Raw genomic sequence first — 12,606 nt, 5'->3', positions numbered from 1 at the left:
GAGAGGATGCGATCGAAATTACTCTTCACGGGCCGTAGCCTCCGCACTGATAGGGCTGGCGTATTCGGCTTTCAGTCGGCCGTCCTGGTCGAGGAGCCAGGCGTCCATGACTTGACGCACCACAGGCGCGGCGACGCCTGAACCGGACTCGCCGTTCTCGACCATCACCGAAACCACGATTTTCGGGTCGTCGGCCGGCGCAAAGCCGACAAACAAGGCGTGGTCGCGATGACGCTCCTGAACCTTCGAGCGGTCGTACTTCTCGCCCTGCTTGATCGCGACCACCTGGGCGGTACCACTTTTGCCGGCGATCCGGTATTGCGCGCCGATCGAAGCCTTGCGCGCCGTACCGCGCGCACCGTGCATCACTTGCTGCATGCCGTGGTTGACCCGGGTCCAGTCGGACGGATCGCGCAGGATGATGTCCGGCATCGGATTGTCATCCTTCGGCCGCTCGCCTTCGACAGTCTTGGCCAGGTGCGGACGGTTCCACACGCCTTTGTTGGCCACCAGCGCCGTGGCCTGGGCCAGTTGCAGCGGCGTGGATTGCATGTAGCCCTGACCGATCCCGAGAATCAGCGTTTCACCCGGGAACCAGGCCTGGCGCCGGGTCGCACGCTTCCACTCACGGGACGGCATCAGCCCCGGCGACTCTTCGAACATGTCCAGCGAGACCTTTTGGCCGATGCCGAACTTGCCCATGTAGGCCGACAAGCGATCAATCCCCAGCTTGTGGGCCAGGTCATAGAAGTAGGTGTCGTTGGACCGCATGATCGCCGTGTCCAGATCGACGTAGCCGTCACCGGTACGGTTCCAGTTGCGATACTTGTGATCGTAATTGGGCAGCATGTAGTAGCCGGGGTCGAAGACCCGGGTCGACGCGGTGACAACGCCCGAGTCCAGGCCCGCAATGGCCACCGCTGGCTTGATGGTCGAACCCGGTGGGTAAAGGCCACGCAGCACGCGGTTGAACAACGGCCGGTCGATGGAATCACGCAGTTCGGAATAAGCCTTGAAGCTGATGCCGGTCACAAACAGGTTAGGGTCGAAACTCGGCTGACTGACCATTGCCAGCACTTCACCGGTTTTCGGGTCCAGCGCGACCACCGCACCACGGCGACCGCCGAGTGCCGCTTCGGCCGCTTCCTGCAACTTGATGTCCAGGCTCAGGACGATGTCCTTGCCGGGAATCGGATCGGTACGCTTGAGCACCCGCAGAACGCGGCCTCGTGCGTTGGTTTCGACTTCTTCGTAACCCACCTGGCCATGCAGTTCGGGCTCGTAGAAACGCTCGATGCCGGTCTTGCCGATGTGGTGGGTGCCGCTGTAATTGACCGGATCGAGAGACTTCAGCTCTTTCTCGTTGATCCGCCCCATGTAACCCACCGAGTGCGCAAAGTGCGCGCCCTGCGGGTAATGCCGCACCAGCTGCGCAACCACTTCCACACCCGGGAGGCGGAACTGGTTCACGGCGATGCGGGCGATCTGCTCTTCGGTCAGCTCGAACAGGATCGGCACCGGCTCGAATGGCCGACGCCCCTGGCGCATGCGTTTCTCGAAGATCACCCGATCCTCGGGCGTCAGTTCCAGCACTTCGACGATCACGTCGAGCACTTGCTGCCAGTCGCCGGAACGCTCGCGGGTCATGCTCAGGCTGAAGCTGGGCCGGTTGTCGGCCACCACCACGCCATTGCGGTCGAAGATCAATCCGCGGGTCGGCGGAATCGGCTGCACATGGACGCGGTTGTTTTCCGACAGGGTCGAGTGGTACTCGTACTGGATCACCTGAAGGAAATACAGGCGAGCGATCAGCACGCCGATCAGCACCACCACTGCAATAGCCCCGAACACGACGCGGCCACGCACCAGACGGGCGTCTTTTTCGTGGTCCTTGATGCGGATCGGCTGGGACATGAGGCAGAACTACTTGTGGTAAGGGTGACCGGACAGAACTGTCCAGGCACGGTACAGCTGTTCGCCGATCAGAATCCGCACCAGCGGGTGCGGCAACGTCAACGGTGACAATGACCAGCGCTGATCGGCCCGCGCACACACTTCCGGCGCCAGCCCTTCGGGGCCGCCGACCATGAAATTCACCGTGCGCGAGTCCAGCCGCCAGCGATCGAGCTCGACCGCCAACTGCTCGGTGCTCCAGGGCTTGCCGTGGACTTCGAGGGTGACAACGCGCTCGTTCGGCCCGACCTTGGCCAGCATGGCTTCGCCTTCCTGACGGATGAAGCGTGCCACGTCGGCGTTCTTGCCACGGGTGTTGAGCGGTATTTCCACCAGTTCCAGCGCCAGCTCGGACGGAAGACGCTTGGCATATTCATGCCAGCCTTCTTCCACCCACTTGGGCATGCGTGAACCGACGGCGATCAGTCGCAGTCGCACAGCAATCCCTTACAGCTGGTCTTTGTTGAGCTTGGTGAAATGCTCGTGGGTGTTTTCCGGGCTGTGATGCGCAGCGCTGGCCGAACGGCTCTGCTCTGCACCGGCCCACAGGCGCTCCAGGTCGTAGAACTGGCGAGCCGAGGCGGTCATCATGTGCACGATGACATCGTCCATATCCAGCAGGACCCAGTCGCTGTCGCCCTTGCCTTCTTCACCCAAAGGCTTGACGCCCTGGGCTTTGACGGCTTCGCGGACCTTGTCCAGCATGGCGCCGATCTGGCGGTTGGACGTACCGGTAGCGATGATCATGAAGTCAGTGATGCTCTGCTTTTCACGAACGTCGATGACCTGGATGTCCTGGGCCTTCACGTCTTCCAGGGCTGCCACGGCAACCTTGACCAGCGCTTCGCCAGCCAGCTCAGGGCCGGTTGGAGCTTCTACTGGCAGCGGGGCGCTCTTGAATGTGCCTTTGCGCTTTACTTTAGCTACGTCTTTGTCAGTCATATAAAACTCGTTTTGCTCGTATGTTCGGGCGCTTCGCTACACGCATTCACGTGCCTTGAAGCGCACCCTTTTTCAGTTCGACGCACGGTAAAGTCCGTGCGCATCGATGTAGGCCAGGACCGCGTCGGGCACCAGGAAACGTACCGACTTACCGCTGGCCAGCAGTTGACGGATCTGGGTGGCGGATACCGCGAGCGGCGTCTGCCAGACGAATGCAATCTGTCCGCTCGGCCCTTTAAGGGCCAGCGGGTCGCTCACCGAGCGCGCTGCCAGCAGGTTGCGCAAGGCATCCGGCGGTTCGCTGTCGGCATCCGGGCGTTGCAGCACCAGGATGTGGCAATGCTGGAGCAACTCTTCCCAGCGATGCCAAGTGGGCAGGCCGCAAAATGCGTCCCAGCCCAAAAGTAGAAAAACCTGGTCTTCAGCGGCCAGTTCGGCACGCATCAGTTCCAGGGTGTCGATGGTGTAGGACGGCTTGTCCCGCTGCAATTCGCGGGCGTCCACCACCAACGGCGCCACACCGGCCACCGCGCACTCGACCATCGCCAGTCGGTCCTTCGCCGACACCTGCGGCGTACCGCGATGCGGCGGCCTGGCACTGGGTGTCAGGCGCAACTCGTCGAGCGCCAGCGCTTCGGCGACTTCCAGCGCACCGCGCAAATGGCCGATGTGCACCGGGTCGAACGTCCCGCCCAGCATGCCGATACGTCGAGGCGCAGGTTCGCTGGTGGTTACCGGGGCCGACGGATTAAGGTCGCCCAAGTCAGACCGACGCCTGGCCGCGCAACTGGCCATCACCGACCACGATGTACTTCTCGCAGGTCAGACCTTCGAGACCCACCGGGCCGCGGGCGTGCAGCTTATCAGTAGAAATGCCAATCTCGGCACCCAATCCGTATTCGAAGCCATCAGCGAAGCAGGTCGGGGTGTTGATCATAACCGACGACGAATCGACTTCCGCGACGAAACGCCGGGTGTCCGCAAGGTTTTCGCTGACGATCGAATCGGTGTGATGGGAGCCGTACTTATTAATGTGCTCGATAGCCTGATCCAGCCCGTCGACCACGCGGATCGAGAGGATCGGCGCCAGGTATTCGGTGTGCCAGTCTTCTTCAGTGGCCACTGCGGCCTCAATGATCGCCCGAGTGCGCTCGCACCCCCGCAGTTCAACGCCTTTTTCGCGGAACTGGACAGCCATCGACGGCAGGAAATCTTTGGCAACGGTTTGATCCACCAACAGCGTCTCCATCGCACCGCAAATGCCATAACGGTAAGTCTTGGCATTGAAGGCAATACGCTGGGCCTTCGGCAGATCGGCGTGGGCACTGACGTAAACGTGGCAGATACCGTCCAGATGCTTGATCACCGGCACGCGCGCATCACGGCTGACGCGTTCGATCAGGCCACGGCCGCCACGGGGCACGATGACGTCGACGTATTCAGGCATGGTGATCAGCGCGCCAACGGCGGCACGGTCGGTGGTTTCGACCACTTGCACCACGGCGGCCGGCAGATCGGCTTCGGCCAGGCCGCGTTGAATGCAGGCGGCGATGGCACGGTTGGAATGAATCGCTTCGGAACCGCCGCGCAGGATGGTCGCGTTGCCGGACTTCAGGCACAGGCTGGCGGCGTCGATGGTCACGTTGGGCCGGGATTCGTAAATGATCCCGATTACGCCCAGCGGCACACGCATCTTGCCGACCTGAATCCCCGACGGACGGAAGCTCATGTCGCGAATGGCGCCGACCGGGTCCGGCAACGCTGCAACCTGGCGCAAACCGACGATCATGCCGTCGATACGCTCCGGGGTCAGCGCCAGACGTTCCAGCAGCGCAGGTTCCAGGCCATTGGCTCGACCAGCCGCCAGATCCAGCTCGTTGGCGGCCGTCAGCTCGGCACGCGCAGCATCCAGCGCATTGGCAGCCGCCTGCAAGGCGCGGTTTTTCTGCGCGGTGCTGGCACGGCCGATGATGCGCGACGCTTCACGGGCGGCGCGACCCAGGCGGGTCATGTAGTCGAGAACGGACTCAGTCATTGTCTGCTGTGATCTTGGCAAAGATGAAAGCGGCAGATTATAGCTGTCGCGTCCCCTGACTAACAGCGGTGACGGGCGGATGGTCGAAATGGAGGGCAATTTGCCGACGTTCAGCCGTGATTAAGCTGCAAATTGTTATCATCACGACTCAATCAGCTTTGATAAATGCCGTTCATCATGTCCAACCTGACTGTTCGTGCGACCGCTGCGGGCCTGCCCACCGGGCTCCCGGACGCATTTTTCGACCGGGATGCGCAAACGCTGGCCCGGGATTTACTTGGCAAAGTCATCCGGCATCGGGTCGGTGAACTGTGGCTCAGCGCCCGGATCATCGAGACCGAAGCCTATTACTTCGAAGAAAAAGGCAGCCATGCCTCTCTCGGCTACACAGAAAAGCGTAAGGCTTTGTTTCTGGATGGCGGCCACATCTATATGTATTACGCCCGGGGCGGTGATTCCCTGAATTTCAGCGCTCAAGGTCCGGGCAATGCGGTTTTGATCAAATCCGCTTATCCGTGGGTCGATGAGTTGAGCGGCCCGGCAAGCCTGGCGCAGATGCTGCTGAACAATCCCGACGCCCAGGGCCGCCCTCGCCCGTCGCAAAAACTCTGTGCCGGGCAAACGCTGTTGTGCAAGGCGCTGGGTTTGAAGGTGCCGGTCTGGGACGCCAAGCGTTTTGATCATGAGGTGCTGCTGGTGGAGGATGTCGGCCCGGCACCGGGTCACATCATTCAAACCACACGCCTGGGTATTCCCCATGGGCGCGATGAGCATCTGATGTACCGCTTCGTCGATGCGGCTTACGCGCCGTATTGCACGCGAAATCCGCTGCGACGGGGGCAAGTCGAAGGTCGCGATTATTTTTTGCTCACTTGAACAATGAAAATCCCTTGTAGGAGCAAGCTTGCTCGCGATAGCGGTCTGACAGTCGAAGCAGATGTTGCCTGACACTCCGCCATCGCGAGCAAGCTTGCTCCTACAAGGGTCTGTAGTGTTTTGAAGAGTGTGTTCGGCCCTTGAGGCCAATTGATTATTCAATGGAGTTGTTTTTATGGGCCCATGGCTCGATAGCGTGACCGGATGGCTGACGGTCAACCCGCAATGGCTGGCTGCGGCGGTGTTCATCGTGGCCTTCGTGGAATGCCTGGCGATTGCCGGACTGATCGTACCCGGCACGGTGTTGCTGTTTGCCGTCGCCGTGCTGGCCGGCAGCGGCGCACTGTCGTTGAGCGAAACCTTGCTGCTGGGATTCGTTGCCGGCGTGCTGGGCGATATCGTTTCCTACTTTGTCGGGCGACATTTCCACCAGAACATCCGGCGCCTGCCCGGCCTGCGCCATCACCCGGAATGGATCGCCGGTGCCGAGGCTTACTTCCAGCGCTATGGCATAGCCAGCCTGCTGGTCGGACGATTCATCGGGCCACTAAGGCCGATGCTGCCGATGGTCGCCGGGATGTTCGACATGCCGTTCCCGCGCTTCGTCGCCGTCAGCCTGCTGGCCACTGCCGGCTGGAGCGTCGCCTACCTGCTGCCCGGCTGGGCCACGGGCGCGGCGATTCGCTTGCCATTACCGGAAGGTTTCTGGCCTGAGGCCGGGATCGTCGCCGGCAGCATCGCCGTGATGATCGGCCTGAGCGCGACCAGCAGCCTGCGCCGTCATCGCAAGGCCACGATACTGATCGCCAGCATGAGCTTGTTGATTCTGGCCGGATTGTTTATCGGTTACCCGCACCTCACCGCTCTCGACCAGGGTTTGATGACACTGGTGCAGGAACACCGCAGCCCGATGCTCGATGAAGTCGCCGTGACTTTCACGCTGATCGGCGAGTTCCGCAACATGCTGCTGTTCAGCGCCCTGCTCACCGTTTTGCTGCTGCTGACCCGGCAATGGCGCCAGGCGATTTTCGCCGGCAGCACGCTGCTCGTCACCGCACTCGGCAATACGCTCACCAAACACTTTTTCGCCCGGTTGCGCCCGGAAGTCCTGAGCGACCCGCTTACCAGCTACAGCATGCCCAGCGGCCATGCCTCGGGCTCTTTCGCGCTGTTTCTGACGCTCGCCGTGCTGGCCGGTCGCGGACAACCGCCAAGGATGCGCCTGACCTGGTTGCTGCTGGGCTGCCTGCCGGCGCTGGCGATTGCCTTGTCACGCGTGTACCTGGGCGCGCACTGGCCAACGGATGTGCTGGCCGGCGCCATGCTGGCGGCGTGCGTGTGTGCGGCGAGCCTGGGGTTGAGTCAGCGCCAGACGCCGCTCAACGCCATGCCACCCAAAGTCTGGTGGCTGGTGTTGCCGGCGATGGTGGTGTTATTCGGCTTCTTCGCGTTGCGGCATTTACCCCATGCAATGTTGCGGTACGCTTACTGACACCGAACTTTGCGATATCACTCGATACAACAACGACCTCACATTCCCGCTTATAAATAAAAAGCCCTCGACCTAATAGTCGAGGGCTTTTGTCGCTACCTGATCATCTCAAGGTATAACGAGCTCAAGCACGCTCACGCTTACGTTTCTCCAGCACTAGCGCATCGGCCAATTTGCCTGCGTATACAGCGGCCTCCTCGCGAGTACCACCGGATTGATTCTGAAGCAGATACCCCACCGCAACAGCCTCCCAAAGTGCATGCTCATAAGAATAAATAGTCATGTAAAAATTCCTTTAATTAGTTTAAATAGCCACATCATGTGGACAAGGCTAAATCTAATAAAGTTGGAACTTCAGCACAACACTCCGCACTTACCAAGTTACTACAAGATGCAACTAAGCAAACAACTCACCCTGCAATTCATCGAGCAACGCCTGGATCGCATCCAGGCGTTGCTGCGGATCGTCGAGTTGCAGCAGGTCGATCTTGTCCACCTCGGCGAATGGCAGCAGGTACGCCAACTGATTAGCCAGCGACTGTTGCCCGGTCGCTTCGGTGCCCATGTTCAGCGCTTCGACCATCGGGTGTTCGGCCAGGGCCTTGAGCAGTGCGACGAGGTCGGCATCCTCATCCTGCAAGGGTTGCTCTGGCTCGTCTTCCAGCCACTCGACCTCGGCGACGGTCAACTGATCGCGCTGAACCTCGGTGCGCAACACGTGAAAACGCCGCCCGCCCTGCACCCTAATGCCCAGCAGGCCATTGTCCTGCTGCTTGAAATCGGTGATCAGCGCCTCACACCCGACCAGCGCATAACCTGACGGGGCGATGCCGACCTCTTCACCCTCAAGGATGCACACCACGCCGAAGCCGCCGCCCTGTTTCATGCAGCGACCAATCATGTCCAGGTAGCGCGCCTCGAAGATCTGCAAGTCGAGGATGCAGCCCGGAAACAGCACCGTATTCAGCGGGAAAAGCGGCAGGTTCATAGACATTTCCTTACACCACCATCGACACCGCCAACGGCAGGAACACCGCCGTGGCCACGCCCATCAGACTCATCGCCAGCGCCGCGAAGGCGCCGCATTCTTCACTTTCCTGCATCGCCACGGCCGTGCCCACCGCATGGGCGGTCATGCCCAGCGCCATGCCGCGCGCCTCGGGGCTGTGGACGCCGAGCCGGTTCAGCAGGCTCGGCCCAAAGATCGCCCCGATCACGCCGGTGATCAACACAAAAACCGCCGCCAGCGCCGCGACGCCACCGATCTGTTCGGCCACCAGCATGGCGATCGGCGAGGTCACCGACTTCGGCGCCATGGTCATCAGGATCATGTGCTCGGCACCAAACGACCACCCCAGCAACACGCCCATGCCGGTGGCAATCACGCCACCTATCACCAGCGTAGTAAATATCGGCCAGAACAACTGCCGAATCCGCCGCAGGTTGAGGTAAAGCGGCACGGCCAGCGCAACGGTGGCAGGGCCGAGCAAAATACTGAGGATCTCGGTGCTCTTGCGGTACTCGGCGTAGGTCAGGCCGCAGCCGACCAGCACGCCAATGACCAACAACATGGAGACCAGCACCGGCTGCAGAAAAATCCAGCGGGTTTTCTCGAACGCCGCCAACACCAGCTGATAGGCGCCGAGGGTGATGCCGATGCCGAACAATGGATGATGAATCACCGACACCCAGGCGCCCTGCCAGTCGAAGATCATTGCGAGTCCTCGCGGTGCGCGTGGCGTTTGACCATGCGTTGCATCAGCACACCGGCGAACGCCATGGACAGCAGCAGCGACAACACCAGTGCGCCGACGATGGCCCAGAAGTCCGCGGCAATGTCCTTGGCGTAAACCATCACGCCCACGGCCGGCGGCACCAGCAACAACGGCAGGTAACGCAGCAGGCTGCCGGCCGCCAGGCTCAACGGCTCGCCGACCTGGCCACGGCTGATCAGGAACACCAGCAGAAGCAGCAGGCCAATGATCGGCCCCGGCAGCACCGGCAAAAACAAATGGTTGATGGCGGTGCCCAGCAATTGGAACAACACCAGCCAGGTCAGGCCACGTAACAACATCCGTCCTCTCCCCCGAAAAATCGCGCCCGGCATTATAAGCATGCCAACGCTATAGACCGGCATTCGCCAAAAGCATGGTCAGTTGACCGGAGCAATTTGCCATGTTGATCTAAAGTGGTAATCCGGGAGGTCAAATCCCCCCACCTCAAAACTATAAAACCGATGAACCCAAGGAGAGTCTCAATGCCCTATGTTCCAGTTGCAGAGCTCAAAGATTATGTCGGCAAGGAACTTGGACGTTCCGAATGGCTAACTATCGATCAGGAGCGCATCAACCTGTTCGCCGAAGCCACTGGAGACTATCAGTTCATCCACGTCGACCCGGTCAAAGCCGCGCAAACGCCATTTGGCAGCACCATTGCCCACGGTTTCCTGTCGCTGTCGCTGATCCCGAAACTGATGGAAGACATCCTCATCCTGCCTGAAGGCTTGAAGATGGTGGTCAATTACGGCCTCGACAGCGTGCGGTTCATTCAGCCGGTCAAGGTCAATTCGAAAGTGCGCCTCAAGGTCGATCTGACCGAAGTCACCGAGAAGAAGCCCGGCCAATGGCTGCTCAAGGCCACCGCCACGCTCGAGATCGAAGGTTCGGAAAAACCGGCCTATATCGCCGAGCCACTGTCGCTCTGCTTCGTGTAAACCCTCCCGGATGCGAAGCAGCTCACGCTGTTTCGCGACCTCTCTCTATATCTCAGTCATAGAGCTGCGGCATACTCGGTCGCCTAATTGCCCGGATCCCGCTATGCGCTCACTTGCACTCATTGCCTTGACCCTGATGCTCACCGCTTGCGGCGACAGCGAATCGCTGTTGCCGCCCGATGCGCGCCTGCCGGACGGCGGCCGCTATCGCGGTGACCTGGTCAACGGATTGCTGCAAGGCCAGGGTCGCGTCGATTATCCGAACGGCAGCTGGTACGCCGGCAGTTTCGACAAGGGCCAGTGGCACGGCCAGGGCGAATGGCACGGCAGCAACGGCGAGCTGTATCGCGGCAATTTCAACCTGGGGCTGTTCGACGGCCAGGGCACGCTGACCACCAGCGGCAGCAGCTACACCGGCGGCTTCAAGGCGGGTCGGCGCGAAGGCGAAGGCACCCTCAAAGAAAACGGCATGACCTACCGCGGCGAATTCAAGGCCGATCAATATTCGGGGCTCGGCCGTCTGGAACTCGAAGACGGCAGCTCGTATCAAGGCCAGTTCGCCCATGGCAAACCCAACGGCGAAGGCCAGCGTGGCGACGCCAGCGGCAATCAGTTCACCGGGCATTTCAAGGACGGTCAGCTGGAAGGCAACGGGACATTCAACAGCGCTGAAGGCGACATTTACGTCGGCAGCTTCAAGAACAACCAACTGCATGGCAAGGGCCGCTACGAGAACGCCGACGGTGATGTCTGGCTCGGCCAGTTCAAGGAAGGCTCGCTGAATGGCAAAGGCGAGTTGATCGGCGCCGACGGCAGTCACTACATCGGCCAGTTCAGCGACTGGCGCTTCACCGGTCAGGGCCGACTGAACCTTTCAGATGGCAGCTTCTACATCGGCCAGTTCGAAGGCGACAGTTATCAGGGGCGCGGCACACTGGTGCTGACCGATGGCACCGTGCAGAGCGGCACGTGGGCCAACGGCCAACGAGTACGCGATGCCGACGGCAAGCTGTTGCCCGACAGCCTTGAACTCGGCTTGCTGGCCCAGGGCCGCTTGCTCGAAGACGCGCTGGCCAATGTGCCGGCTTCGACCCCGGCGATCGAGTTGTACACCTTGACCGTCGGCGGTGACGGCAAGCAGAGCGTGTTCCTGCGTGAATCCGATTACGTCAGCAACATGCTCACCAGCCGTTTCGGTGCGTTTGGCCAGATCCGCCTGGTGAACCATCGCGACCACCTCGTCGACCGGCCGATGGCCACCCGGGAAAACCTGCGCCGTGCGGCGCTGACGCTGGCCGAGCGCAGCGGCCCGGAAGACCTGATCTTCATCTACCTGACCAGCCACGGCACCAGCGAACACGAACTGGTGCTCGACCAGCCACGCATGGAGCTGTCCGACCTGCCGGCCAACGAACTCGGCGCCGTGCTCGCCCCACTGAAAAACCGCGACAAGATCATCGTGATTTCGTCTTGCTACTCCGGTGGTTTCATCCCCGCCCTCAAGGACGAACGTACCCTGATCATGACCGCGTCGCGCGCCGACCGCGTGTCCTTCGGGTGCTCGGAAGAAGCCAACTTCACCTACTTCGGCGACGCGCTGTTCGCCCAGGCCCTGAACCAGACCGACGACCTGGAACAAGCCTTCAAGCTGGCCAAGGCCTCCGTGGCCGAGCGTGAATTGGCGGACAGTTTCGAAGCCTCTGAACCGCAAATCTGGGCGCCGAAAACCGTTCTCTCCCATTGGCAGCTGTTACGTAAACAGCAGGCACGAAAAGCGCTACAAAGTGTCTCTATCGACAGCAAGGACGCAAAGAGCAACTAAGCTGATCAGTATCAAGGGGGACATATTATGTACTTGACGCCTCAGCACGTATTGCTTGCCGGAGCTACCGGGTTAACCGGTGAACACTTGCTTGATCGCCTGCTCAACGAGCCTACGATCACGCGCGTATTGGCCCCCTCACGCCGGCCGCTGGCCGAGCATCCGCATCTGGAAAACCCGGTCGGCGACCCGGCGATGTTCCTGCCGCAACTCAGCGGTCGCGTCGACATCGCCTACTGCTGCCTCGGCACCACGATCAAACAGGCCGGCTCGGAAGCGGCGTTCCGCGCGGTCGATCTGGACATGGTAGTGGCCTTCGCCAAACGGGCGCGGGAAATGGGTGCGCGACACTTGATTGTGATCAGCGCTCTGGGGGCTGATCGCAGGTCCTCGGTTTTCTACAACCGGGTCAAAGGCGAGATGGAGTACGCATTGCGCGCACAAAACTGGCCACAGCTGACCATTTGTCGACCTTCGGTGTTGTTGGGTGAACGCCTCGAACCGCGTCTGGCCGAGCAGGTCGCCGGTCCGTTGTCCCGCTTGATCCCCGGCAAATACCGCGGCATCGAAGCTTGCCAACTGGCCAGGGCGATGTGGCGACTGGCGCTGGAAGAACAGGATGGGATACGGATTGTCGAGTCGGATGAGTTGCGCAAGTTAGGCAAATGATCCTGCAGTGTCTGCAATGACGCCTTCGCGGGCAAGCCTCGCTCCTACAGGTTTTGTGTCGAATCCAACATTGGCGAACGACCTCAATCCTGTAGGAGCGAGGC

At 60.9% G+C, this 12,606-nt stretch carries 14 protein-coding genes; 5 read left to right on the top strand and 9 right to left on the bottom strand.

Translation table 11 applies throughout. From position 1 onward, the window contains the following. Positions 1-18 precede the first annotated feature (18 nt). From mrdA to KGA82_RS28960, 5 genes are all read right to left on the bottom strand, one after another. Positions 19-1,914 (bottom strand): penicillin-binding protein 2, encoded by a 1,896-nt coding sequence (mrdA, locus tag KGA82_RS28980; protein ID WP_008035095.1) that lies wholly within the window; start codon positions 1,912-1,914, stop codon positions 19-21. A gap of 9 nt (positions 1,915-1,923) precedes the next feature. Further along, a complete protein-coding gene (gene rlmH / locus KGA82_RS28975; RefSeq protein WP_007937439.1) occupies positions 1,924-2,391 on the bottom strand; it encodes a 23S rRNA (pseudouridine(1915)-N(3))-methyltransferase RlmH in 468 nt (155 codons plus the stop codon). Between the two features lie 9 nt (positions 2,392-2,400). Continuing rightward, positions 2,401-2,895 (bottom strand): ribosome silencing factor, encoded by a 495-nt coding sequence (gene rsfS / locus KGA82_RS28970; protein ID WP_008035092.1) that lies wholly within the window; start codon positions 2,893-2,895, stop codon positions 2,401-2,403. A gap of 72 nt (positions 2,896-2,967) precedes the next feature. Beyond that, entirely contained in the window at positions 2,968-3,657 is a 690-nt protein-coding gene (gene nadD / locus KGA82_RS28965) for a nicotinate-nucleotide adenylyltransferase (RefSeq protein ID WP_085988415.1), read from the bottom strand. Position 3,658: 1 nt separating this feature from the next. Next, the gene (locus tag KGA82_RS28960; protein WP_223453274.1) at positions 3,659-4,930 is read right to left on the bottom strand and encodes a glutamate-5-semialdehyde dehydrogenase; all 1,272 of its coding nucleotides are present in this window, start codon (positions 4,928-4,930) and stop codon (positions 3,659-3,661) included. A gap of 177 nt (positions 4,931-5,107) precedes the next feature. Here KGA82_RS28960 and KGA82_RS28955 point away from each other — a divergent pair, with 177 nt between their 5' ends. After that, a complete protein-coding gene (locus KGA82_RS28955; protein ID WP_032832881.1) occupies positions 5,108-5,806 on the top strand; it encodes a DNA-3-methyladenine glycosylase in 699 nt (232 codons plus the stop codon). Between the two features lie 175 nt (positions 5,807-5,981). Continuing rightward, on the top strand, positions 5,982-7,298 hold the full coding sequence (locus KGA82_RS28950) for a bifunctional DedA family/phosphatase PAP2 family protein (protein ID WP_008044540.1): 1,317 nt from the start codon (positions 5,982-5,984) through the stop codon (positions 7,296-7,298). A 124-nt stretch (positions 7,299-7,422) separates the two neighbouring features. Here KGA82_RS28950 and KGA82_RS28945 read toward each other — a convergent pair whose 3' ends face one another. The 4 genes from KGA82_RS28945 to KGA82_RS28930 form a co-directional block, all read right to left on the bottom strand. Next, positions 7,423-7,581 carry a hypothetical protein gene (locus KGA82_RS28945; RefSeq protein WP_223453273.1) on the bottom strand — a complete coding sequence of 53 codons (159 nt, stop codon included), beginning with the start codon at positions 7,579-7,581 and terminating at the stop codon, positions 7,423-7,425. A 114-nt stretch (positions 7,582-7,695) separates the two neighbouring features. Next, complete coding sequence (locus tag KGA82_RS28940; RefSeq protein ID WP_223453272.1) at positions 7,696-8,286, bottom strand: LON peptidase substrate-binding domain-containing protein; 591 nt, start codon at positions 8,284-8,286, stop codon at positions 7,696-7,698. A 10-nt stretch (positions 8,287-8,296) separates the two neighbouring features. After that, entirely contained in the window at positions 8,297-9,013 is a 717-nt protein-coding gene (locus tag KGA82_RS28935) for an LrgB family protein (RefSeq protein WP_008035079.1), read from the bottom strand. Further along, positions 9,010-9,372: a CidA/LrgA family protein gene (locus KGA82_RS28930; protein WP_008044533.1), complete on the bottom strand. Its 363-nt coding sequence runs from the start codon at positions 9,370-9,372 to the stop codon at positions 9,010-9,012. The genes KGA82_RS28935 and KGA82_RS28930 overlap by 4 nt, the downstream gene beginning before the upstream one ends. Positions 9,373-9,555: 183 nt before the next feature. Here KGA82_RS28930 and KGA82_RS28925 point away from each other — a divergent pair, with 183 nt between their 5' ends. The 3 genes from KGA82_RS28925 to KGA82_RS28915 all read left to right on the top strand — a co-directional run bounded on the left by KGA82_RS28925 (position 9,556) and on the right by KGA82_RS28915 (position 12,502). Beyond that, entirely contained in the window at positions 9,556-10,011 is a 456-nt protein-coding gene (locus KGA82_RS28925; protein ID WP_017341009.1) for a MaoC family dehydratase, read from the top strand. Positions 10,012-10,114: 103 nt separating this feature from the next. Beyond that, positions 10,115-11,833, top strand: a complete 1,719-nt coding sequence (locus KGA82_RS28920) for a C13 family peptidase (RefSeq protein WP_223453271.1) — start codon at positions 10,115-10,117, stop codon at positions 11,831-11,833. Positions 11,834-11,860: 27 nt separating this feature from the next. Further along, on the top strand, positions 11,861-12,502 hold the full coding sequence (locus KGA82_RS28915; protein WP_008042977.1) for an oxidoreductase: 642 nt from the start codon (positions 11,861-11,863) through the stop codon (positions 12,500-12,502). The last annotated feature ends 104 nt before the right edge of the window (positions 12,503-12,606 follow it).

The sequence above is a fragment of the Pseudomonas sp. BF-RE-22 genome (genome assembly GCF_019956155.1).
Classification (GTDB): domain Bacteria; phylum Pseudomonadota; class Gammaproteobacteria; order Pseudomonadales; family Pseudomonadaceae; genus Aquipseudomonas; species Aquipseudomonas migulae.
This window is presented reverse-complemented; position numbering and strand designations above follow the sequence as displayed.

Excerpts from the sequence above, each read along its gene's own strand:
- KGA82_RS28920 (WP_223453271.1), top strand. The coding sequence starts at position 10,115 with ATGCGCTCACTTGCACTCATTGCCTTGACCCTGATGCTCACCGCTTGC.
- KGA82_RS28915 (WP_008042977.1), top strand. The coding sequence starts at position 11,861 with ATGTACTTGACGCCTCAGCACGTATTGCTTGCCGGAGCTACCGGGTTA.
- KGA82_RS28935 (WP_008035079.1), bottom strand. The coding sequence starts at position 9,013 with ATGATCTTCGACTGGCAGGGCGCCTGGGTGTCGGTGATTCATCATCCA.
- rsfS (WP_008035092.1), bottom strand. The coding sequence starts at position 2,895 with ATGACTGACAAAGACGTAGCTAAAGTAAAGCGCAAAGGCACATTCAAG.
- KGA82_RS28955 (WP_032832881.1), top strand. The coding sequence starts at position 5,108 with ATGTCCAACCTGACTGTTCGTGCGACCGCTGCGGGCCTGCCCACCGGG.
- KGA82_RS28925 (WP_017341009.1), top strand. The coding sequence starts at position 9,556 with ATGCCCTATGTTCCAGTTGCAGAGCTCAAAGATTATGTCGGCAAGGAA.
- KGA82_RS28960 (WP_223453274.1), bottom strand. The coding sequence starts at position 4,930 with ATGACTGAGTCCGTTCTCGACTACATGACCCGCCTGGGTCGCGCCGCC.
- KGA82_RS28930 (WP_008044533.1), bottom strand. The coding sequence starts at position 9,372 with ATGTTGTTACGTGGCCTGACCTGGCTGGTGTTGTTCCAATTGCTGGGC.
- mrdA (WP_008035095.1), bottom strand. The coding sequence starts at position 1,914 with ATGTCCCAGCCGATCCGCATCAAGGACCACGAAAAAGACGCCCGTCTG.
- KGA82_RS28940 (WP_223453272.1), bottom strand. The coding sequence starts at position 8,286 with ATGAACCTGCCGCTTTTCCCGCTGAATACGGTGCTGTTTCCGGGCTGC.
- KGA82_RS28945 (WP_223453273.1), bottom strand. The coding sequence starts at position 7,581 with ATGACTATTTATTCTTATGAGCATGCACTTTGGGAGGCTGTTGCGGTG.
- KGA82_RS28950 (WP_008044540.1), top strand. The coding sequence starts at position 5,982 with ATGGGCCCATGGCTCGATAGCGTGACCGGATGGCTGACGGTCAACCCG.